The sequence below is a fragment of the Rhodococcus oryzae genome (assembly GCF_005049235.1).
GTDB classification, from domain to species: domain Bacteria; phylum Actinomycetota; class Actinomycetes; order Mycobacteriales; family Mycobacteriaceae; genus Rhodococcus_G; species Rhodococcus_G oryzae.
On sequence record NZ_SUMD01000010.1, the window covers coordinates 135,468 to 158,312 of the forward strand.

12 protein-coding genes are annotated in these 22,845 nt (G+C 71.7%); 9 read left to right on the forward strand and 3 right to left on the reverse strand.

Translation table 11 applies throughout. The features are described 5' to 3' along the window. Positions 1-382: 382 nt before the first annotated feature. From FCG67_RS25710 to FCG67_RS19715, 3 genes are all read left to right on the forward strand, one after another. Positions 383-772: a transposase family protein gene (locus FCG67_RS25710; RefSeq protein WP_425467865.1), complete on the forward strand. Its 390-nt coding sequence runs from the start codon at positions 383-385 to the stop codon at positions 770-772. Positions 773-1,167: 395 nt separating this feature from the next. Next, a complete protein-coding gene (locus FCG67_RS19710) occupies positions 1,168-1,755 on the forward strand; it encodes a T3SS (YopN, CesT) and YbjN peptide-binding chaperone 1 (RefSeq protein ID WP_136911380.1) in 588 nt (195 codons plus the stop codon). A gap of 155 nt (positions 1,756-1,910) precedes the next feature. Next, positions 1,911-3,248, forward strand: coding sequence for a T3SS (YopN, CesT) and YbjN peptide-binding chaperone 1 (locus tag FCG67_RS19715; RefSeq protein WP_136911381.1), 1,338 nt, complete (start codon positions 1,911-1,913; stop codon positions 3,246-3,248). Between the two features lie 14 nt (positions 3,249-3,262). Here the strand turns inward: FCG67_RS19715 and recD are convergent, their stop codons facing one another. From recD to recC, 3 genes are read right to left on the reverse strand one after another with little or no spacing between them, the layout of a single operon-like run. Then, entirely contained in the window at positions 3,263-5,113 is a 1,851-nt protein-coding gene (gene recD, locus FCG67_RS19720; protein WP_136911382.1) for an exodeoxyribonuclease V subunit alpha, read from the reverse strand. Further along, positions 5,110-8,430, reverse strand: coding sequence for a UvrD-helicase domain-containing protein (locus FCG67_RS19725; protein WP_136911383.1), 3,321 nt, complete (start codon positions 8,428-8,430; stop codon positions 5,110-5,112). Before FCG67_RS19725 ends, recD begins: the two co-directional genes overlap by 4 nt. Beyond that, positions 8,388-11,672, reverse strand: coding sequence for an exodeoxyribonuclease V subunit gamma (gene recC, locus FCG67_RS19730; protein WP_136911384.1), 3,285 nt, complete (start codon positions 11,670-11,672; stop codon positions 8,388-8,390). Before recC ends, FCG67_RS19725 begins: the two co-directional genes overlap by 43 nt. A 208-nt stretch (positions 11,673-11,880) precedes the next feature. Between recC and FCG67_RS19735 the strand changes: the two genes are divergently transcribed. The 6 genes from FCG67_RS19735 to FCG67_RS19760 all read left to right on the forward strand — a co-directional run bounded on the left by FCG67_RS19735 (position 11,881) and on the right by FCG67_RS19760 (position 22,768). After that, positions 11,881-15,093 carry a protein kinase domain-containing protein gene (locus tag FCG67_RS19735; RefSeq protein WP_136911385.1) on the forward strand — a complete coding sequence of 1,071 codons (3,213 nt, stop codon included), beginning with the start codon at positions 11,881-11,883 and terminating at the stop codon, positions 15,091-15,093. A 134-nt stretch (positions 15,094-15,227) separates the two neighbouring features. Next, positions 15,228-18,494: a protein kinase domain-containing protein gene (locus FCG67_RS19740; RefSeq protein WP_136911386.1), complete on the forward strand. Its 3,267-nt coding sequence runs from the start codon at positions 15,228-15,230 to the stop codon at positions 18,492-18,494. Positions 18,495-18,618: 124 nt separating this feature from the next. Beyond that, positions 18,619-19,617, forward strand: a complete 999-nt coding sequence (locus FCG67_RS19745) for an MBL fold metallo-hydrolase (protein ID WP_136911387.1) — start codon at positions 18,619-18,621, stop codon at positions 19,615-19,617. Positions 19,618-19,670: 53 nt separating this feature from the next. Continuing rightward, on the forward strand, positions 19,671-20,546 hold the full coding sequence (locus FCG67_RS19750; RefSeq protein ID WP_136911388.1) for an alpha/beta fold hydrolase: 876 nt from the start codon (positions 19,671-19,673) through the stop codon (positions 20,544-20,546). A gap of 101 nt (positions 20,547-20,647) precedes the next feature. After that, positions 20,648-21,166 carry a cytochrome C5 gene (locus FCG67_RS19755; protein ID WP_136911389.1) on the forward strand — a complete coding sequence of 173 codons (519 nt, stop codon included), beginning with the start codon at positions 20,648-20,650 and terminating at the stop codon, positions 21,164-21,166. 78 nt (positions 21,167-21,244) lie between these two features. Then, positions 21,245-22,768, forward strand: coding sequence for an acyl-CoA synthetase (locus tag FCG67_RS19760; protein WP_136911390.1), 1,524 nt, complete (start codon positions 21,245-21,247; stop codon positions 22,766-22,768). The last annotated feature ends 77 nt before the right edge of the window (positions 22,769-22,845 follow it).

Consider the following 22,845-nt stretch of genomic DNA (forward strand, 5'->3'; position numbering starts at 1 on the left):
ATCTACCTTGCCTCTCCGTCGTCAGTTGATTCGGACGGATCATAGGCGACGGGCACAGTGGTTGATCTCACTGGATCAATGGTCGTGTGGTATCCCCGGCCCCGGCAAGGTCGTATGGCGAATCGGGCAAGGTTGATGGCGCTCCGGTAGTGAGTCAATGAAGCCGTTCGGCGCTGACGTGGTTAGCACAAGACGTAGAGTGGTCTTGAGGTATGAGGATGGAAGTTCCTACACCGCATCCGAATACGCCATAGGACCAATGACTGACCCGCCGGCCTTGTCACCGACACCATCTGGCGAACCGCCTAGCTCGGGCTGACCATCATCGCGCGCCGCGATCGCCGAGAACCTCGCCCTAATCGAGTGCCGGCCATCGAATACGATCCCCGCCTGCCCGGTTTGCGGTCAGTCGGGGCAACTACGTGATCACGTTGACCGGATCCTTTCGGACCTACCGGTGGTAGGTCACCTGACCCGGCTGCGGGTGCGCCTTCCGCGGTTCACCTGCAGCAGCGAGGCCTGCGAAGCGACGATCTTCCGTAAGCGCTCGACCGGGTCCAGCCCCGAGCAACGGCGTCCCGGCGGTGCGCCCGCTGGATCCTCCAGCGGCTGGCGATCGAGAGCTGGAGCCAGCTGGTCAGGGCGGCCGCAGAGCGGCCCGGCACCATGTCCAGCAGGCGGGCAGGTGCCCGGCGCCGTCAATCGCCCGGTCAGGTCAACGATCACGGCCAAGATGTCCGGATCGTCTTGCCCGCGGCAGTTTTTCCAGTAGTGCTCGTCCGCCCCTAGGGGGCGGACCTGGTCGAGGTGGCAGGGTCGCTGGACGACGATCGCACGGGTCAAGGACATAGCCAACGCATTGACGGCATACCGGCCAGCCCGAGGGGGCTGGCGGCCGCGGACACCGCCCATCTTGGCGGTCCAGTCGAAGCGATCAACGGCGTGCCCGAACACATGAATGAGGCATCGCCGTCGGCACCGCAACCGTGACCACAAACATCTTGCGGTCACTGATCCAATCCGGCCAGCTTCAGGAACGGATCAACGCACTATGAATCCGGAAGAGCCGGTTGGGGCGGTTGCCCCGGGCCAACCGCCCGCCAACCCCCGGCTACTCCCCCCGCGCTACCGTGGACTCGCACACTCCCCACGCAGGACAGAGGAACCATGAGCGACCACGACACCACCGACGACCAGCCGCTGCGGATCGACGGCGCACTCGCCGTGGTCACCGAGCAGCACGACCAGCTGCACGCCCTGTGTGTGCGCACCCTGGCCGAGCTGCTGGGTTCCGAGCCGGACACCGACGAGGACGGCGACATCGCGATCCCCGTGCACGGCTTCGCGGTGTACGTGACGGTCGCGGACGACGGACCGCAGCTGCACGTGTGGTCGTCGATCGTCACCGGCATCACCGATCGCGCGCAGGCCACCACCCAGCTGGTCGCGCTGTCGGAGGAGTGGCCGCGGCTGCGCTTCGCGCTCAGCGAGGAGCACCTGCTGGTCTCGACGCTCGTCGACGCGGACCCGTTCGCGCCGCAGCACCTGCTCAACCTGATCGACGAGATCCACGACCTCACCCACGACCTCGACGACGACTTCGCCGCCCAGTTCGGCGGCACCCTGGACTGCGACGCCGACGACGACAGCTACGCCGGTGACTGCGATGGCGGGGGCTGCGGCGGCGACTGCGCGTGCGGCGACGCCGGCGAGCACGTCGAGGGCGACCTCGGCATCACCGCGGCCACCACGTAGTCGAACCGAACCCCGGTTCTAAGGAGCAGGCGCTCGGCGACATCGCCGGGCGCCTGCTTCATCGCGTCCTCGGCCACAAAGTCGGTCCCTCGCGTTACCCTGCATGCCGACGGTCGGAAGTGCGGCCGGAGCGCGCTGCAGATGGGACCACACCGTTGCCGGACCTCGAAAAGTTCGACCAGGCCGTCGAACTGGCGTGGCGTGAGTTTCGCGGCACCCTCGCCGACCACATCGGCACGATGCGCGGCGAGGACATCCTGGTGGTCGAGCTCGCGGAGGAACCGGGCGTCGGCGGCTACCTCCCGTGTGTGCAGTTCCTGGCCTGGGCCGAGGACCTGGTGCGCTGCGAGGTGCCCTCCAACGCCTTCCTCGACCCTCGCTTCGCGCTGTCCCCCGCCGACGAAGCCCTGCTGATCGAGCTGGGCTGGCAGCACCCCACCTGTGCGCCCGACGCCGATCCCGGGGACGGGTCGCCCGCCCACTTCCTCGACCGCACCGTCCGCTGGTCCGACCAACTGGCGTCGATGGCCGTGGCGGCCTTCCGCGACGTGTGGAGCGTGCCGCACCCGAGCTTCCTGCGGGCCGAGGCCATCGGCAGCCGTGCCGGCAACCTCACCGGACCCACGGTGCGGGACTGGCTTGCCTCGGACGTCGACCCGATGCTGGCCGTCGCCCCGCGCGACCCGGACCACCTGCGCGATCTCGTCGAGGCCGCCCTCACCGATCTTCTCGGCGACCAGCCTCAGGTCGACAGCGACGGCGACTTCGTCCTGACCATCGAGGGGCACGCGGTGTTCGTGATCCCACACGCCACCGAACCCGTCGTCCGGCTGTGGGTGCCGCTGCTCTACCGGATCGGGGGCCGGACCCGGGCCGCCGAGACGGTCGCCGACCTCACCGCGCGCTGGTCGCACCTGCGGTTCGTCCTCCGCGAGGATCGCCTCAACGCGGTGATCGAGGTGCCCGGGTTTCCCTTCGTGCCACGACATCTGACCGACCTGCTCGACCGGATCACCGCCTTCCTCGCCACCGTGGACCGAGCGTTCGCGGGTCGCTTCGACGCCGTCGGCTATCGCACCACCCCGTCGCCCGCCGCGGACCACGAATGCGTGCCGGACGTGCCGCCGTCGCTGATGGCGGTGATGCAGCTGGTGCTCTTCGGCGAGGGCGACCTCGACGCCGAGATGGCGGCCGACGTCTGCGAGCGCGACCGCAGCACCATCCTCGAGTTCATGCGGATCAGCGCGGAGCGCGCGGCGGAGTGGCGTGGCTCGCTGGAAAAGGCTCGCGCCGAGGCGGATCCGGACGAGATCGCGCTGTGTGAGGGCGAGGCCGCGGCCTGGTCCGACACCCTGGCCGCGCTGAGCGGCGCCCTGCGGGTCGTCAGCTTCTCCCGGCCCGGGCTGGCCCCCGCACCCCCGGTGGAACCGCCGCGGCAGATGGAGCTGTTCGAGGACCCGACCGAGCTCACCCTGTTCGACGACCCCCGCTGAGCCGGCCCCCTGAACTACCCCCGCCGCAACCCGCTCGCCCGCAGCACCCGCCGCCGCACCCCGGCCCGCACCGACGCCTCGTCCCCGACGATCCGCACGTGCCCGCGCGCCCGGGTGATGGCCGTGTACAACAGCTCCCGCGTCAGCAGCGACGACTCCTCGCCGGGCAGCACCACGGACACCGTGTCGTACTGGCTGCCCTGGCTGCGGTGGATCGTCATCGCGTACACCGTCTGCACGGCGGACAGCCGGCTCGGGTGCAGCAGCAGCGGGTCCTCGCCGCGGGCGAACGCGGCCACCAGCTCGCCGTCGCCGCGGTCCACCACCACGCCGGTGTCGCCGTTGTAGATCCGCACCTCGTGATCGTTCGCGGTCACCAGCAGCGGCTGCCCGGCGTACCAGCGGTCCGGGTCCAGCCGGGTACCGGTCGCCGCGCCGATCCACTCCATCGACGATCGCGCCCACCACGCCGCGCCGAACGGGCCCTCGCGGTGCGCGCACAGCAGCCGGTGCGCCTCCGACGCCCGCAGCGCCGCCGCCACGTCACCGGCCACGGCCGCCTCGGTCACCGCCGCCGACGTCGTGACCACGTCCGAGCGCAGCGCGGCCAGATCGTCCGGCGCCACGAAGGACACCTCGTCCGCCCCGGACCGCAGGATCGCCATCACCGCGTCCTCGTCGCCGTCGCGCACCGCGACCGCCAGCCGGCCGATCTCGCCGCCGAACCGGCGACCACGGCTGAGCCGAACCACGCCGCCGCGCAACCGGTCCCGCTCCCCCGCGCCGAGCGCGGCCTCGTCCGGATCGTCGGCCGCGTCCAGGTCCGGGTCGACCACCCGTGCCAGCACCGGGTTCTCCGTCCCGGTCACCGGCCGCGCCACCAGGTCCGCCAGCACCGCGCCCGCGTCCACCGAGGTCAGCTGGTCCGGGTCCCCCACCAGCACCAGCCGGGTATCGGGGCGCAGGGCCTCGAGCAGCCGGCACATCATCGTCAGCGACACCATCGACGTCTCGTCGACCACCACCACGTCGTAGGGCAGATGGTTGCCGGCGTTGTAGCGGTACCGGCTCGCGCCCACCCGCTGCCAGCCGAGCATCCGGTGCAGCGTCATCGCCGCCAGCCCGGCGGGCAGCTTTACCTCCTCGGCTTGCTCGCGCACCGCCTCCTGCAGCCGGGCGGCCGCCTTGCCGGTCGGCGCGGCCAGCCCGATCCGCAACCCGGGGCCGTGCTCGGCGGCCAGCAGCGCCAGCACCCGCGCCACCGTGTGCGTCTTGCCGGTGCCGGGGCCGCCGACGATCACCGCCGTCCTATGTGTGGCGGCCACCGCCGCGGCGATGCGCTGCCGGTCCGGGGCCGCCGACCCGCCGAACAGCTCCGACAGCCCGGCACGCAGCCGGTCCTCGTCCACCGCGGGATGGCCGAGGGCGCGCTCGTCGAGCACCCGGCGGATGGTCTGCTCCTGCCGAAAGTACTTCTCCAGGTACAGCAGTCCGCCGTCGTCGGTGTCGACGAGGCGCAGCGGGCGCAGCGGCCCCTTGTCGCCGCCGATCACCAGTGGGCTGCGCCGCAGCGCGGCCAGCACGTCCGCGTCCTCGGGCCAGGGCAGCGCCTCCAGGTCCACCGGCTCCCCGTCCGCGGGCACGTCGACGGTGACCTCCCGGATCCGGCCCAGGTCCAGGCACACCGAGCCGGAGCGCACCGCGCGCACCGCCAGCGCCGTCGCGAGAAGCGCCGCCTCGGCGTCCTCCCCGCCGAGCGCGCCGAGGCGCAGCGCGACGTGCACGTCCGCGGCGGCGAGCACCCCGGCCTCGTTGAACACCCGCAGCGAACCCTTGCCGCGCTGCGCCACCTGCACCTCGGTCACGGCGCCCCCTCGATTCCGGCCAGCAGGTCCGACAGCTCGGTCACCAGCGCGGCGGGCGGATTCCAGTCGAAGACGCCCGCGCCCGCCGGGCTGTCCGGGCCCGCCATGCCCCGCACGAACAGGTACTGCACCCCGCCCAGGTGGGTGGCCGGGTCGTAGCCGGGCAACCGCCAGCGCAGGTAGCGGTGCAGCGCAACCGCATACAGCAGCGCCTGCAGCGGGTAATGGGCGCGCATCATCTCCGCGGCCATCGACTCGGTGGTGAAGTCGGCGGTAGTGAGGTCGCCCGGCGCCAGCCGGTTGGTCTTGTAGTCCACCACCACAAAGCGGGGTCCTGGCAGCCGCAGCACCGCGTCGATGCTGCCGGTGAGGTAGCCGCGCAGCGGGGCCGCGCCGAGGGTCTCGAACAGCGCGGCGTAGCCGGCGAGCGGGTCGTCGGCGGACAGGTGCCTGCGCAGCAGGGGCGCGACCCCGGCGAGGGTCACCTCCGCGCCGGCGTCCTCGCCGCCGGCGAGCGGCAGCTCGAAGTCCAGCTCCGGCAACCGGTCCGACGGCGGGATCGACGCGAGCGTGTGACCGCCGCCCAGGGGCGTGTGCAGCACCGGCACCAGCGCCGCCGCCAGCGCGTCCGGGTCCACGCCCGAGTACCCGGCGGCCACTGTCTCGCGGCAGCAGCACACCAGCTCGGCCTCTAGGTCCGCGGCCGCTGTGTCGATCTCCTCGAGGACCGCGTGCACCAAGGTGCCGAACGCGGCCCCGGCGGGCAGCCCGTTCATCGGCGACGGCAGGCCCACCGCCTCGGTGGGCGAGACCAGCGGCGGCTCGTCTGGCTCGTCGTCGAGCTCGGGTTCCTCCGCCTCGCTGCCGACACTGGGCGGGGCGTCGTGCGCGTGCGCGGTCAGCGCCGAGTAGGAGGTGCGCCGCCACGCGGCGTCGAGGTCGCGGTCGAACCGCGCCGCGGCCAGCTCCCCCACCTCCTCCTGCGGCGGCGTCCACTCCGGCACCACAATCGGGTCGGCGCCGACGGCCTCCACCCGCACCAGCTCGGAGTCGCCCGCCCACGCCGAGAGCCGCTGCGCCACATCCGGATCGGCCGGCACTCGCTCCTGGGCCGGCACCGCCAACTCGCCGTGCCGCCGGGCCAGCAGCATCCGGTGCAGCGGCGCCGCCTTCGTCGAGTACGCCGGCGCCCACCACAGCACCAGCTGGCACATGGCCCGGGTCAGCGCGACGTACAGCAGGCGCAGCTCCTCCCCGGCCTCCTCCTCGTCGTGCCGCTTCTTGCGCTCGTTGTAGCCGGGGCCCTCGGGCCCGCCGACGTCGAGGATGCGGCGGCCGTCGGCGTCGTGCAGCAGCAGCTTGTCGGGCTTCGGGTTCTTCGCCGCATCCCACGCGTACGGCAGATACACCAGCGGGTACTCGAGCCCCTTGGTGGCGTGCACGGTGGCGATCTGCACGGCCGCGGCGTCGCTGTCGAGGCGGCGACTGCGGTCGATGCCGCCGATCGCGGGGTCGCGCATCCGGTCGGTGAGCCAGCGGGTGAGCGCGGTGAGCCCGAGTGATTCGGCGACGGCGGCCTCGTTGAGCAGCTGCGCGACGTGCCGCAGGTCGGTCAGGCGCCGCTCCCCCGCGGCCCGCGACAGCATCCGGGCCTCGAGCCCACTCCACGCGGCGAGCCGCTCGAACAGCGCCGCGAACCCGGACTGCGCGAACACCGCCGACAGGTCCCGCAGCCGCCCGCCGATCTGCGCGACCGCGTCGTCGCCTGCGCCGTCGAGCTCGGCGGCGGTGCGCCCGAGCAGCGGGGTGAGCGCCGCCAGCCGCACCCGGTCCGAGCGGTGTGGCTGCTCGATCGCCTGCAGCAGCCACAGCCAGTCGCGGGCGGCGGGGGTGAGGAACACGCTCAGCCCGCCGACGGTGACCGCGGGCACCCCGGCCCGGTCCAGCGCGTCGTGCACCAGGGCAACCTGCGCATTGGTGCGCACCAACACCGCGATGTCGCCGGGCTCGACGGGCCGCGGGCCGGGGCCCCGGTCCACCGTCTGGCCGCCGCCGAGGAGCCGCACGATGTCCGCGGCCAGGTCCGCCGCGACCCGCCCGCGAAGCGGCCCGACGGCGGGAAAGCCGGTCTTGCCCAACGGTCCCGCACCCGCGCGCGGCAGGTGCCGCAGCCGCAGCGGCACCGCCCCGCCGATCCGCGACCCCTGCTTGGCGGCGTCGACGGGATGCACCACGATCTGCGGGTGGCCGAGCGCGGCGCCGCCATGCAGGTGTGCGAGCGCGTCCAGCAGCGGGGCGTCGCTGCGCCAGTTGGTGGTGAGCTCCTGGTGGCTGTCGGCGGCGCCGACCGCGTCCAGGTAGGCCAGCACCTCCGCGCCGCGGAACGCGTAGATGGCCTGCTTCGGGTCGCCGACCAGGATCAGCGTCGACTGCCCGTGGAAGGCGCTGCGCAGGATCCCCCACTGCAGCGGGTCGGTGTCCTGGAACTCGTCGACCAGCACCACCGAGTAGCGGTCGCGGACCCGGCGGCAGGCGGCCGGGCCGTGCACGGGGTCGGCGAGCACGCCGTGCAGCAGGGCGGGCAGGTCATCGAAGTCGCGGACACCGACCGCGCGCTTGCGGCGGTGCGCCTCGGCCCGCACGGCGGCGGCGAACGCGGCCGCGCCCGCGGCAGGCGTCCCGTCCGCGTCATCCGGGGCAAGGTGCGCCTGCGGGTCGAAGATGGCCGCCCGCGCCGCCTTTCGCGCCTCGCCCGGGGTCAGCGAGGGCGACCCGCCGCGGCCGAAGGTGCTCAGGTACAGGTCGCCGATCACCTCGGCGTTGAGGTCGGTGGCCTCCTCGACCAGCACCGCGTCGGGGTCGCGTTCCCCGGCGATGCCGAGCCCGTCGAGCATCCTCTGGCAGAAGCTGTGGGTGGTGGCGATGGTGGCGGCGTCGAAGTCTGACAGGGCCTGCAGCAGTCGGCGCCTGCGCAGCGCCACGGTGTCGGGGTCGGCGTCGGCGAGGTGCGCGACGAGCGGGTCCCAGCTGCTCGACGGGTCCGCGAGCCCGGCCGCCGCGGAGGCGAAGCGCTCCCGGGTGCGCTCGCGCAGCTCCTTCGTCGCAGCGCGGCTGAACGTGACCAGCAGCAGGCTCGCCGGGTCCACCCCGGACTCGGCGACGAAGCGCGCGGCCAGGCCGACGATGGCGTAGGTCTTGCCGGTGCCCGCGCTCGCCTCGAGAACGGTGGTGCCCTTCGGCAGCAGGCCGAGCAGGTCGAAGGCGGTGCGCCCGTTCACGGTTCTCCCAAGGTCTCGGCCGCCAGCAGCGGGTCCCACAGCTCGCGGGCCACCGCGCCGAAGACGCTGCCCTCCAACGGATCCGGCGCCGCGGCGAGCACGGACAGCGCGGGCGCCGCGCCGTATACGTAGCCGAGGTGCCGGTCGGCGGCGTCGCCGAAGGTGCCTCCCCACTCCTTGCCCGCGGCCTCCATCGCCATCTCCACCGAGGCGCCGCCGGAGCGGCGTTCCGCGTACGCCGCCGACGCGCCGGTCGCCATCGGCGGCGGGGCCTGCAGGCCCCGGTCGCGCAGCTCGACGAGGCGCACCAGCTGGGCCAGCGCGTCCTCGGTCGCGGTGAGGGTGGACTGCCAGGTGGGGCGGCGGTACTGGCCGCGGCCGGTGGTCACCGCCCGCCAGGCGTTCTCGCGCGGCCCAGCCGACGCGGCCACCGCGAGCAGCTGCGCCCACGCCGTCAGCCGGTGTTTGGCCGCCAGCCGCGAGAAGGTGGTCCGCGCGATCACCGTCCCGTACACGCCGCCAACGGTCCCGGTGAGCCGCCGACCGGAGCCGAGATCGACGTCCACGTCGATCGTCTCGGCGCCGCCGGGCTGACGACCGGCGGCGGCGAGGGAGCGCACCGTCGCCTCGATCTCGCCGAGAGCGCTGTCCCCCAGGCCGAACGGCGGTAGGGTGCCGCGGCGCCATTCGGCCGCCCTGAAGTCCGCGACGCCCTCCGCGAAGTCCCGGTCGTCGGCGAGCAGCGTCGCGAGCATGCGTTCGCCGATGTCCCACTTCGCCAGCGGGTCCAGCTCCAGGTCCAGTGCATCGGCGATGTCCTCGTCCAGCTCAGGCACCCGCAGCCCGAGCCGCTGCCGCAGGAACGCCTGGGTGGGGTGGACGAGGAACGCGACCAGCTCGGCGAGGTCGACGTCGCCCGGGGCGGTCGGCGGCAGCGGCTCCGCCAGGAACGCGGCCTCCGGTTCCGGCGGGCGCTGCGCGGCCCGCGCCCCGGCCAGCGCGGCGGCGTCGAAGCTGAACGGTCCCTCGGGCCGGAAGTTGCGGGCGTCGAAGGGCTGCAACGGATGCCGCGTCAGCGCCGCGTCCTCCCGGCCCACCATGGTGTCGAGGACGTCGCACAGTTCGCTGAGCGGGATCGCGGGCGGCCGCCGGGATCCGCTGACCGGGTCGGCGCCGGTGTAGAACAGCACCAGCCTCTCGCTCGCGGACATCACCGCGTCGAGCAGCAGCTGACGGTCCTCGCTGCGCGGATCCCGTTCCCCCGGCAGCGGTCTCCGCGCCAGGACGTCGTCGCCGTCGACGCCCGCGCCGCGTGGGAAGACCTCGTCGTCGAGTCCGAGCAGCACCACCACGCGGTGCGGTACCGAGCGCATCGGCACCATCGTGCACACGGTCAGCTCGCCGGTGCGGAAGTTGGCGCGGGTCGGCCGGCCCGCCAGCCGGGCGCGGAGCATCGCGCGCACGTCGGCCAGCCGCAGCTCGCGGTCGCCGCCGTGCTCGACGGCGGCGGCGAGCTCGCGCTGGGCCTGCCCCAGCTGCCAGGCGTCGCGCTCGCGCACGTCGACGAGCAGGTCGAGCGCGCGGGCCAGGCCAGCCGACCACCGGTCGGTCGGCTGCGGGCCGCGGAGCCCGCGCAGGGACACGTCGAGCCGGTCGACGAACTCGGCGAGCCGTCCGGTGAGGTCGATGTCGTTGCTGTCGACGTCGTCGAGCGGCAGCGACAGCGCGAGCCACTGGGCTTGCCCGTTGGCGCCTTCGCCGGACGCTCCGTCCGCGGCGGCGCCGAGCAGGATGCGGTCCAGCGCCGAGCGCACGGTGTTCTGCGGGAAGTCGCCGAGCCCGAAGTCGGTGCGCTGCAACGGCCCGATCCCCCACCGCGCCCCGGCCGCGGTGGTCCACTCGCGCAGCCGCTCGAGGTCGTCGTCGGTGAACCGGAAGCGGCGGCGGACGGGTTCGGCGGCGGCGAGGTCGAGCACCTGGCTGGCGGTGACGCGACCGTCGGCCAGCCCGAGCAGCGTCGCGACGACGGCGAGCACCGGATTGGTCTGGTGCAGTGCGCGATCGGCGAGCCGCACCCGCAGCCGGTGCCCGGGGTGCCCCACCGATTCCTGGCCGAACGCGGCCCGCACCAGCGGCGCGTAGGTCTCCACGTCCGGGCACATGACCAGCACGTCGCGCGGTTCCAGCGTGGGATCGTCCTGGAACAGGTGCAGCAACGTTTCGCGCAGCACCTCCACCTGGCGGGCCGGGCCGTGGCAGGAGTGCACCTGCACGCTGCCGTCGGCGGCGGCTCCGACATCGGGCGTACGGTCGGCGGCGATGTCGGCCTGCAGCCGGCCGAGCAGGGTGTCCGGGGTCGGGGCGGCGCGGTGGTGCGCGTGCTCGATGCCGGGGCGGCTCAGCCGGGCCTGCAGCTCGCGGACGTCGCGGGCCAGGCCGGCCAGCAGCGGGTGTGTGACGGCGAGCGCGCCGTCGTCCTCGGCGCGGGTGGCCGCCGGCGTGCGGCCGGTCAGCGCGGCCCACATGCCGGGGCTGGGGTGCGGAACCCACAGGTGCACATCGCGATTCGTGGCGATCGCGGACAGCACGTCGATCTGGGCGGTGGTGAGCCGGGTGGGCCCGAACACCGAGAGTCGATCCGGCAGGTCGACCAGACTGGGCTCGTCGCGCAGCCGGGCACAGGCAGCGACCAGTCGCTCGGCGGGGCTGGGGGTGCCGACGCGGCCGCGCAGCCGCCGCCACAGCTCCGCCTGCCAGTGCAGGTCGTCGTCGAGCGGGCCGCCGGCGCCGTCGGTGTCGCGTCCGGCAGCCCAGTCGACCAGCATTGCCGGTCGCTGCGCGCCGTAGCTGCGGAACAGCTCGGTCAGGTGCGCGGCGGTGCCGTAGCGGCGGCCGCGCCGGTGGTCGTCGGTGCCGTTGCCGAGGTGGCGCGCCAGCACGGACGCCCACGGCTCGTCGAGGACGTCGTCGATGACGCCGAGCAGCGTCCAGAGCAGTCGCGCCGGGTTCCACGGGTCCTCGTCCGCGGTCATCCCGGTCGCCGCGGCCATGGCCTCGTCCACCAGCCGGATCGGCGACGGGAACTCGATGTTCGCCGCGACCCCGTCGCCGTCCACGGCGCCGAGGGTGGCCGACAGCCGCTGGGTCAGCCAGCGCTCGACGCCCTTCGCCGGGACCGCGATCACCTCGCGGGCGAACGGGTCGGCCAGCGGGCTCCTCAGCACGTCGGCGAGCGCGGCCGCCAGGGTGTCGGAGCGTTCGGCGCGGTGCAGCGTCAGCACGTACTCCCCCTAGGTTCGAATCTCCCCGATGGTCGGCTCAGGCTTATCACAGCGCACCGACGACCCGGGTGGGGCGCGCACGATCGCTGGTAGAGCGCCCCCGGCCGGTGGCACTATGGAGTTCCGGAGCCAGGCCGGATCTGCTGCCGAGGTGAGTGCCGTGCCGCATCGTCCAGGACGCCATACGCGCGACGGGTCGACGTGACCGATGGCCGGCAGCGATCCGTCCACGGCCCAGCGCGATGTGACCTCCTCGGTGACACCGGAGCTGGCCGCCGCCGGGTTCATCGATGCGACCGAGATCGGCCACGGCGGCTTCGGCGTCGTCTACCGGTGCACGGAGGCGACCCTGGACCGCACCGTGGCCGTGAAGGTGCTCACCGCCGACCTCGACGAGGAGAACCTCACCCGGTTCTTCCGGGAACAGCGGGCGATGGGCAGGCTCACCGGGCATCCCAACATCGTCAACGTCCTGCAGGTCGGCACCACCTCGAGCGGCCTGCCCTACCTGGTGATGCCCTATCACCCGCGACGGTCGCTCGACCTGCGCCTGCGCGACCACGGTCGGCTGTCGCTCGAACAGGCACTGCAACTCGGCGTGAAGGTTGCCGGTGCGGTGGAGTCCGCGCACCGCATCGGCATCCTGCATCGAGACGTCAAACCGGCCAACGTGATCCTCACCGACTACGGCGAACCAGCGCTCGCCGACTTCGGCATCGCACACCTGCCGGACGAGTTCGAGACCGCCACCGGCACGCTCACCGCGACTCCGGCCTTCACCGCACCCGAAATCCTCGGCGGCGGCCCGCCCAGTTCCGCTGGGGACGTGTACGGGCTCGGTGCGACGGTGTTCTGCGCCCTCACCGGCCACCCGACCTTCGAGGCCCGGCCGGACCTGCGCGAACTCGACATCCCCGACGACGTGGCCGCCGCCGTCGAGCGCGCCATGTCCGCGGAGCCGGACGCCCGCCCGACGGCCGCCCAGCTCGGCGACGTCCTACGCGAGATCCAGTTCCGCCACGGTTTTCCCGTCGACGAGATGGCCCTGAAGTCCGTGGCCACTCCGAAGCGCGGCGATCGTCGGCCGTCGACGACCGACACGCGCCAGCTGACCGGGTACTCGACGCGGGGCACGAAGGGAAACCTGCCAGCGGACCTGACGAGCTTCATCGACCGTCGCAGCGAGCTGACCGAGGCGAAGGAGAAGCTGTCGACCTCCCGCCTGGTCACGCTCACCGGGATCGGTGGCGTCGGGAAGACCCGCCTCGCGCTACGGATCGCGACGAGCACCCAGCGCGGCTTCCGCGATGGCGCGTGGCTGGTGGAGTTGTCCGACCTACACGACCAGTCGCTGCTGGCCGGCGTGGTGGCGGCCGCCCTCGGACTGAAGTCCTTCTCTGCCCAGCCCATGCAGACGGTCCTCGCGGAGTTTCTCGAACCACGCCAGACCCTGCTGGTGCTCGACAACTGCGAGCAGCTCGTCGACGCGGTTGCGGACCTGGCCCGAACCCTGCTGCAACGCTGCCCTGAGCTGCGCATCCTGGCCGCCAGCCGGGAGTCGCTCGGCATCGCCGGGGAGGCGACACTTCGGGTGCCGTCACTGAGCGCACCTGCCCCCGACCGGCGGCTCGATCTCGGGGCGCTACCGAACTACGACGCGGTGACCCTGTTCGCCGACCGCGCCGTCGCGGTCGTGTCGGGATTCACGGTCACCGAGGACAACATGGCCGCCGTGGCCGGGATCTGCCACCGGCTCGAGGGATTGCCCCTGCCGATCGAACTGGCGGCGGGGCGATTGCGGGCGCTGTCACCCGAGCAGATCCTGCAACGGCTCACCGACCGCTTCACGCTCCTGACCGGTGGCGGACGCACCGCCCCCACCCGGCAGCAAGCCCTCCGGCTGTCCGTCGACTGGAGCTACGAGTTGTGCACGCCCGAGGAACAGCAACTGTGGGCTCGGCTGTCGGTGTTCGCGGGCAGCTTCGAGCTCGCCGCGGTGGAACATGTCTGTGGCGCCGAACTGACGCCGGACGCGCTGCTCGATCTGGTTGCGTCGCTGGTGGAGAAGTCGATTCTGATCCACGAGGAATCGGCGGCCACCGGCCGGTACGGGCTCCTGGACACCATCCGCGAGTACGGCCTCGAGAAGCTGGCGGAGTCCGGCGAGTACGCGGAGATGCGGCGACGCCACCGGCACTGGTTCCAGCGCCTGGCGCTGCGGGCGGAAGCCGACTGGATAGGCCCCCGCCAGCTGGACTGGATCGCCCGACTGAAGCTGGATCAGCAGAACTTTCGTGAGGCACTGGACGCCAGCATGGCTGGTCCGAGCGATGCGGCGGTCGGTCTCCGGATCACGGCCGCGCTGTTCCCGTTCTGGCTTGCCAGCGGCCAGCTCAACGAGGGCGCCCACTGGACCGAACGAATGCTGACCGTCGAGGGCGTTCCGCGAGGCACGGAGTGGGTGCGCGCGGTGGGCCTCGGCGCGGTGCTCAACGGCTTCCGCGGCGACATCGCCGCAGGCACGGAATGGGTCGGATGGGCGCGCGCGGCAGCGGATCCGGACGACCCGATCGGTGCCGCGACCACCGACTACGCCACGGCCCTTCTCGCGTTGACAACGAATGACGTGCCCACCGCAGCAACATATTTCGACTCCGCCCTGGAGAAGTGCCCCGCCGACAACGACCTGCTGCGGCTCGCCGTCCTGACCGGTGTCGAGGTGACCCGCGGGCTGCTCGGACAGACGGCGACGGCGGCCGACTGCCTCCAGCAGATGCTGGACATCACCGAGCCGCGCGGCGAGGTCGTGTTCCGGGCGTGGGCCCTGCAGACACTCGGGTTGACGGTGTGGCCGACCGATCCACAGCGGGCGATGGTGCTGGTGGAACGGGCGCTGCGACTGTGCCGATCCTTCGACGATCCGTACGGCTCCTCGCTGTGTGTCGACTGCCTGGCCTGGACCGCCGCGGCCGACGGCGACTACCCGAGGTCCGCGGTGTTGCTCGGCTCCGCGCAGTCGATACGGCAGATGGGTGGCGTGCAGAGCATCGCGATCCCGAGCTGGCGCGCACACCACGACGAGTGCGAGCGACAGACCCGCCAGGAACTCGGGCAGAAGTCCTACGACGCGAGCTACGGGGAGGGCGCCTCCAGGAGCTTCGGGAAGGCCGTCGCGTACGCGCTGGCGGAGTCCTCCGCGCCGCCTCGGAGCCCGGCCGCCACGGACAAACCCACTCTGACCAAACGCGAGCTCCAGGTGGCCGGGCTCGTCGCCGAGGGGCTGACGAACAGCGCGATCGCCGGCAGGCTCTTCATCTCGCAACGGACCGCCGAGGGACACGTCCAGCGCATGCTCGCCAAGCTGGGATTCACCTCGCGAACGCAGGTCGCCGCCTGGATGGTCGAACAGGACCGGGGCTGAGACCACGTTCGGGTGGCACTATGGAGTTCCGGAGCCAGGCCAGCTCTCGCGGTCGGCCACGTCTGCTCCCGGGATCTGCCCGTGAGGTGAGTGCCGTGCCGCATCGTCGAGAACACCACAGGTCGGCATGACCGATGGCCGGTGACGATCCGTTCGCGACCCAGCGCGGTGTGACCCCGTCGGTGACCTCGGAGCTGGCCGCCGCCGGCTTCACCGATGCGACCGAGATCGGGTGCGGCGGCTTCGGCGTCGTCTACCGCTGCACGGAGGCGACGCTGGACCGCACCGTGGCCGTGAAGGTGCTCACCGCCGACCTCGACGAGGAGAATCGGACGCGCTTCGTCCGGGAACAGCGGGCGATGGGCCGGCTCACCGGGCATCCCAATATCGTCAACGTCCTGCAGGTCGGCACCACCGCGAGCGGGCTGCCCTTCATCGTGATGCCCTATCACCCGCAGCGATCGCTCGATGTGCGCATCCGCGACCACGGTCCACTGTCGCTCGAGCAGGCACTGCAACTCGGCGTGAAGCTGGCCGGAGCGGTCGAGTCCGCGCACCGGCTGGGCATCCTTCATCGCGACATCAAGCCGGCGAACGTCATCCTCACCGACTATGGGGAGTCGGCGCTGTCCGATTTCGGCATCGCACACATCCCCGACGGGTTCGAGACCACCACCGGTACGTTCACCGCCACCCCTGCCTTCACGGCGCCCGAGGTCCTGGGCGGTGGCCCGCCCAGTGCCTCCGCGGACGTCTACGCGCTCGGCGCCACGGTGTTCTGCGCGCTCACCGGCCACGCGGCCTTCGAACGTCACACCGGCGAGCAGGTCGTCGCGCAGTTCGTGCGGATCACCTCGCAGCCCGTCCCGGACCTGCGTGAACTCCGCATCCCGGACGACGTGGCCGCCGCCATCGAGCACGCCATGTCCGCCGATCCGGACTCCCGCCCGACGGCCGCGCAGCTCGGCGATGCACTGCGTGAGATCCAGTTCCGCCATGGTCTTCCGGTCGACGAGATGGCGTTGCAATCCGTAGCCGATCCGAAGGGCGGCGATCGTCGTCCGTCGACGGGTGGCGGGCTCCCACCGACCGGGCCCTCGACGCGGGGCCGGAAGGGGAACCTGCCCGCGGAGCTGACGAGCTTCGTCAACCGTCGCAGCGAACTGACCGAGGCCAAGGAGATGTTGTCATCCTCAAGGCTGGTGACGCTCACCGGCATCGGCGGCGTCGGGAAGACCCGCCTCTCGCTGCGGATCGCGACGAGCGTCCAGCGTGCCTTCCGCGACGGTGCGTGGCTGGTCGAACTGGCCGACCTGCACGACGAGTCGCTGGTGGTCGGCGTGGTGGCGGCCGCACTCGGGCTGCAGTCGTTCTCTCGCGAGCCGCTGCAGACGGTCCTCGCGGAGTTTCTCGAGCCGCGCCAGATCCTGCTGGTTCTCGACAACTGCGAGCAGGTGATCGACGCGGTCGCGGCCCTCGCCGAGACGCTGCTCACGCACTGCCCCGAACTACGCATCATCGCCACCAGCCGGGAATCGCTCGCCATCGGTGGGGAGGCGACGCTGCGGGTTCCGCCGCTCAGCGCGCCCGCCCCCGACCGCCAGCTCGATCTCGGGGCACTGCCCAGCTACGACGCGGTCACCCTGTTCACCGAACGCGCCGTCGCGGTCGTTCCGGAATTCGTGCTCACCGAGGACAACATGGCCGCCGTGGCCGGGATCTGCCACCGGCTCGACGGGCTGCCGCTGCCGATCGAACTGGCGGCGGGGCGATTGGCTGCACTGTCACCCGAACAGATCCTGCAGCGCCTCACCGACCGCTTCACGCTCCTGACCCGCGGCGGACGCACCGCCCCGACGCGACAGCAGACCCTCCGGCTCAGCGTCGACTGGAGCCATGAGTTGTGCACGCCCGAGGAGCAACAGTTGTGGGCCCGCCTGTCCGTGTTCGCGGGCAGCTTCGAGCTCACGGCAGTGGAGCAGGTCTGCGGCGCCGACCTGACGCCGGGCGCGCTGCTCGACCTGGTCGCGTCGCTGGTGGAGAAGTCGATCCTGATCCACGAGGAATCGGCCACCGCGGGGCGGTACGGGCTCCTGGACACCATCCGCGAGTACGGCCTCGAGAAGCTGGCGGAGTCCGGCGAGTACGCACTGATGCGGCGACGCCACCTGGATTGGTACGAGGGCCTGGCGCTGAGGGCGGCAACGGACTGGATAGGGCCCCGCCAGCTGGATTGGATCGCCCACCTGAAGCTGGATCAGCAGAACTTTCGTGAGGCATTGGATACCAGCATGACGGAGCCGGGCACGGCGGCCGCCGGTCTGCGAATCGCGGCCGCCCTCTACCCGTTCTGGCTCATCAGCGGACAGATCAACGAGGGCGCCCGCTGGACCGAGCGACTGCTGACTGTCGAGGGGGTTCCGCGCGGCCCGGAATGGGTGCGGGCAGTGAGCCTCGGTGCGGCGCTCAACGGCTTTCGGAGCGACATCGAGACCGGTGCCGAGTGGATCGGCTGGGCGCGCGCGGCGGCAGCGGACACCGGCGACCCGGACGCCGCCGCGACCGCGCTCTACGCCGCAGGCGTTCTGGCGTTGGGCGCCAATGACGTATCCACCGCGGCAACACATTTCGACGCCGTCCTGGAGACGTGTCCGCCCGACGACCACCTCCTGCGGGTCATCACCCTGACCGGCGCCGAGGTGGCCAGCGGGCTACTCGGACAACCCGAGCGGGCGGCCGACTACCTCGAACAGGTGCTGGACATCACCGAGCCGCGAGGCGAGCTCGCGTTCCGGTCGTGGGCCGTGCGGACGCTCGGGTTGGCGGTGTGGACGACCGAGCCGGCGAGGGCGATCGCGCTGCTGGAACAGGCTCTGCGACTGTCCCGGTCCGTCGACAATTCGTTCGGCGCCGCTCCGAGCCTCGAGGGCCTGGCCTGGATCGCCGCGGCCGCTGGGGACCACACGAGGTCCGCGGTGCTGCTGGGCTGCGCGCAGGCCATGCGGCAGACGGGTGGCCTTCCGGAGATCGCGATCCCGGGGCTGCGCGCACAGCACGACGAGTGCGAGCGACTGACCCGCAAGGCACTCACGCCGAATTCGTTCGACGCGAGCTACCGCAAGGGCGCGTCCGCGAGTTTCGGGGACGCCGTCGCCTACGCGCTGGGCGAGTCCACCGAGTCGTCTCGGGAGCGGGCCGACACTGGCAAGACCACCCTGACCCGCCGCGAATTCCAGGTCGCCGGCCTCGTCGCGGAGGGCCTGACGAACAGTGCCATCGCCGCCAGGCTGGTGATCTCGAAAAGGACCGCCGAGGGACACGTCGAACGGATCCTCGCCAAGCTGGGATTCACCTCCCGAACGCAGGTCGCCGCCTGGATGGTCGATCAGAACCGGGGCTGACATCGACCCGTGCATCGTCGGGCCGGTCCCGCCGCCCGGGACCCGGGTATGGACCGGCGCGTCGACGTCCGGTAATGATGAGGACAAAGAGTTGAAACCAATTTCACTAGTGACGAGGTATCCCATGCTCGACGCGGCCGCCATCGGCGATGGCATTTTTCAGATTCCCGTTCCCATGTCCCACAACCCCCTGGGCACCACCCTCGTCTACGCGATGGAGTCCCCCGGCGGGATCGTCCTGGTCGATGCCGGCTGGGATGGCGACGAGGGGTGGGAGGGCCTGACCAGCGGACTCGAGTCGGTCGGGCACTCGATCTCCGAGGTCGAGGGCGTCGTGCTCACCCACTTCCATCCGGACCACACGGGTTTGTGCGGGCGGGTGCGCGAGGCCTCCGGGGCCTGGATCGCGATGCACGCCGACGACATGGACATGTTCGGGAAGATGTCCTCCCCCCACGACGAGGTCTGGCTCGCGGACCAGCAGGTGAACCTGACTCGCGCGGGCGCGACGAAGGCGGACCTCGAGGCGTTCGCGGCCGTGGCGAACGGCAAGGCTCCGGCCGGTCCGGAATCGACTCCCGACCGGATCCTCGCCGACGACGAGGTGATCGCGTTGGCCGGGCGCGGGCTGCGGGTGGTGTTCACGCCGGGCCATACCCCCGGCCACGCGTGCTTCTACCTCGAGGACGCCGACGTGATGTTCACCGGCGACCACGTGCTGCAGAAGACCACCCCACACGTCGGCAACTTCGTCTACCCGCTCGAGGAGCGCGACGCACTCGCCGAGTTCCTGGACTCGCTGCGCCGCGTGCAGACGATGGACATCACCCGCGGTCTCGGCGCGCACGGCATCCCGATCGACGACGTCGCGGGCCGGGCAGGCGAGCTGATCGAGCACCACGAGGAGCGGCTCGAGCACCTGTACGCCGCGTTCGGCGACGACCAGATCACCGTCTGGGAGGTGGCCCAGCGGATGAAGTGGTACCGCCCGTGGACCGACTTCCATCCGATGGCCAAGGGCATGGCGCTCTCCGAGGCCGCCGCGCATCTGCGGCACCTCGTCGCGCGCGAGCAGGTCGCACAGGTGCCGGGCAGCGAGCCTGCGCTGTTCGCGCGGCGGTAGGCGACACCGAAAACTCGGTCGCGAAGCCCGGTCCTGTGGGCGAGAATCGCCCCATGTCTGTGGATGTCTCGGCGCCGGCCCGGCTGGGCGAATCGCGTCTCGCCGAAGGGCGAGTGATCGGGTGGGCCGAATGGGGCCGCGCGGACGGGATTCCGGTGCTGCTGAGCCCGGGCGCCGCCACCACCGGGTCGCTCGGGTTCGGCGCCGAGGTCGTCGAGTCGCTCGGCGTGCGCCTCGTCGCGCTCGACCGCCCGGGCCTCGGCCGGTCGACTCCGCTGCCCGGTAAGACCTTTCGAGACTTCGCTGCCGACGTCCGCGAGTTCGCCGCGCTACGGGGTCTCGGCAACCCGGCGATCGTGGGCAACTCTCAGGGTGCGCCCTTCGCGCTCGCGTGCGCGGCGGCGGGTATCGGCGCCGCGGTCGCGATCGTCTCCGGCAGCGACGAGGTGGCGGCGCCGCGGTTCGCCGACGCCCTGCCGGAGCAACTGCGCGATCTGGTCGAGCTGACCGCGTCGGACCCGGACGCCGCGGAGCGACTCTTCGCGACGTTCGACGCGGACGCCATGTGGCAGATGGTGATCGACTCCAGTCCCGCTTCCGACCTCGCCGTCTATCGGGACCCCGCGTTCGAGGATGCCTATCGCGCCAGCATGCGCGAGGCGTTCGCGCCGGGCCCCGGCGGCTACGCCCGCGACACGGTGCTGGCGATGGGCCGCTGGCCCTTCGATCTCACGACGATCCGTGTCCCCGTGGACCTCTGGTACGGCGAGCAGGACACCAGCCATTCACCCGACCAAGGCGAGTGGCTGGCCACCCGCATCCCCGGGGCCGTGGGCCACCTGGTGCCCGGCATCGGCGGTGCCGTCCTGTGGACACATGCCGAACCGATCCTGCGCACGCTGCTCGGTCACCTCGGCTCGCGCACCTAGAGCGCACAGCTACTCTCGGCGACAGCCCTTCGAAGGCGCCGGTTGAACCAGCGCACGAACTGGAAGGGATGACCGAACGCGCACAGGGAGGCATGGCCGCGATGGACCCGATTGACCTGCTGAGGGACGAGATCGCACGGCGTGGGTTGCTGACGGCGCCACTCGCCGACGACGGGATCGTCGTCGGCACCGCACTGCTGCGTGCTGCCGGGGCCGACGTCACGGTGAACATCGATCCCGAGCTCGATGAGCGGTCCGGCCTGGACACCGGCGTGCTCCTTGCTGCTGTCGAACAACTGCTCACGATCTCGACCGCGCGATGGGGTCAGGTGGTCGACTCGATCGCCGAGGAGGTCGAGGACGCGGTCGGCGATCAGAGCGTGATCGAAGAGACCGACCTGCGCGATGACCTGACCCTCAGGTCCGTGGCCGTCTTGCACGACGCGGTACTGCTCTCCTTCCTCGCGCCGAAGCAGTTCCCCGACAGCTGGATCCGGGCCCAGCTCGACGAGGATCTGGTTGTCGAGGATGTCGTCATAGATGAGAAGGACGACGAGGTCGTCGAGTTCGAGTCGCTCGACGACCTCATGGACCACCTGAGCTCGGCCGACGACCGCTAGGTCGCGTGATCCGGGCCACAATCGGAACGAAAAAGCAACCCCTATCGCGATAGTTGGACGTCCGATAACCTGACGTCCATGAGTCAGGATCCGCGCACCAACACCGTCGACGGCGTGCTCCGCCGCTCGGCCGCCAAGTACCCCGATCGCACCGCGCTGACCTTCGACGGTCGCAGCCGCAGCTACCGCGACCTCGACGACGCGGTGACCCGCGCGGCAGGCCACCTGCTGGCGCTCGGACTCGAGTCGGGCGACCGCGTCGCCGCGTACGGCACCAACTCCGACGCGTACGTCATCGGCTTCCTCGCCTGTGCCCGCGCGGGCCTGGTGCACGTGCCGGTGAACTACGCCCTCAAGGGCGAGGAGCTGAGCTACCTGGTGTCGCAGTCCGGGGCGCGGGCGGTGCTGGTCGACCCGGCGCTCGAGGGCACGCTGACCTCGGTGCGCGAGAACCTGGCGATCGAGCACGTGCTGCCGCTGCGCGACGCGGACGGCTCGCTGCTCGAGCTCAGCGGCGCCGGCGAGGTGCCCGCACTGGAGCCGCAGGCCGCCTCGACCGACCTGGTGCAGCTGCTCTACACCTCCGGCACCACGTCGAAGCCCAAGGGCGCCATGATGACCCACGGGGCGCTCGTGCACGAGTACGTCTCGTCGGTGATCGCGCTCGGCCTGGCCGCCGACGACAATCCGCTGGTCTGCATGCCGCTGTACCACTCCGCGGGCATGCACGTGTTCACGATCCCCTACCTGTCCGTGGGCGCGACCGTGAATCTGATGGCGGCGCCGGACATCCCGGAGATCCTGCGCCGGATCGAGGCCGAGAAGATCAAATCGCTGTTCCTCGCGCCGACCGTGTGGGTGCCGCTGGCGAACCACCCGGACCTCGAGACCCGCGACCTGTCCTCGCTGACGAAGGCCCAGTACGGCGCGTCGATCATGCCGGTCACCGTGCTCAACCGACTGCGCGAGCGCTACCCGAACCTGGGCTTCTACAACTGCTTCGGGCAGTCCGAGATCGGGCCGCTGGCAACGGTGCTGCAGCCCGAGGAGCACGAGGCCCGGCCGTCCGCGTGCGGGCGGGCGGTGTTCTTCGTCGAGACCCGGGTGGTCGACGCCGAGGGCAACGACGTGCCCGACGGCGAGTCCGGCGAGGTGCTGTACCGATCGCCGCAGCTGTGCCAGGGCTACTGGGAGAACCCGGAGGCGACGGCGGAGGCGTTCCGCGACGGCTGGTTCCACTCCGGCGACCTCGTCACCCGCGACACCGAGGGCTTCATCACCGTCGTCGACCGCATCAAGGACGTCATCAACACCGGCGGCATCCTGGTCGCCTCCCGCGAGGTCGAGGACGCCGTCTACACCCACCCGGCCGTCGCCGAGGTCGCGGTGATCGGCACCCCCGACGAGAAATGGATCGAGGCGATCACCGCGGTCGTGGTGTTGCGCGAGGACCACGAGCCTGTGACGGCCGAGGCCCTGATCGGGCACGTCAAGGAGCGGATCGCGCCGTTCAAGGTGCCGAAGAACATCCAGTTCGTCGACGCGCTGCCGCGGAACCAGAGCGGGAAGCTGCTCAAGCGGGAGTTGCGGACGGGGGCATAGGGCTGAACCTCAGCAGACCGCAACGGCGCCCCAACCCTCGGTTGGGGCGCCGTTGCGTGTTCGAAACCTGACACGCC

Coding starts and splice junctions, on each gene's coding strand:
- FCG67_RS19710 (WP_136911380.1), top strand. CDS start 1,168: ATGAGCGACCACGACACCACCGACGACCAGCCGCTGCGGATCGACGGC.
- FCG67_RS19735 (WP_136911385.1), top strand. CDS start 11,881: ATGGCCGGCAGCGATCCGTCCACGGCCCAGCGCGATGTGACCTCCTCG.
- FCG67_RS19740 (WP_136911386.1), top strand. CDS start 15,228: ATGGCCGGTGACGATCCGTTCGCGACCCAGCGCGGTGTGACCCCGTCG.
- FCG67_RS19745 (WP_136911387.1), top strand. CDS start 18,619: ATGCTCGACGCGGCCGCCATCGGCGATGGCATTTTTCAGATTCCCGTT.
- FCG67_RS19750 (WP_136911388.1), top strand. CDS start 19,671: ATGTCTGTGGATGTCTCGGCGCCGGCCCGGCTGGGCGAATCGCGTCTC.
- FCG67_RS19755 (WP_136911389.1), top strand. CDS start 20,648: ATGGACCCGATTGACCTGCTGAGGGACGAGATCGCACGGCGTGGGTTG.
- FCG67_RS19760 (WP_136911390.1), top strand. CDS start 21,245: ATGAGTCAGGATCCGCGCACCAACACCGTCGACGGCGTGCTCCGCCGC.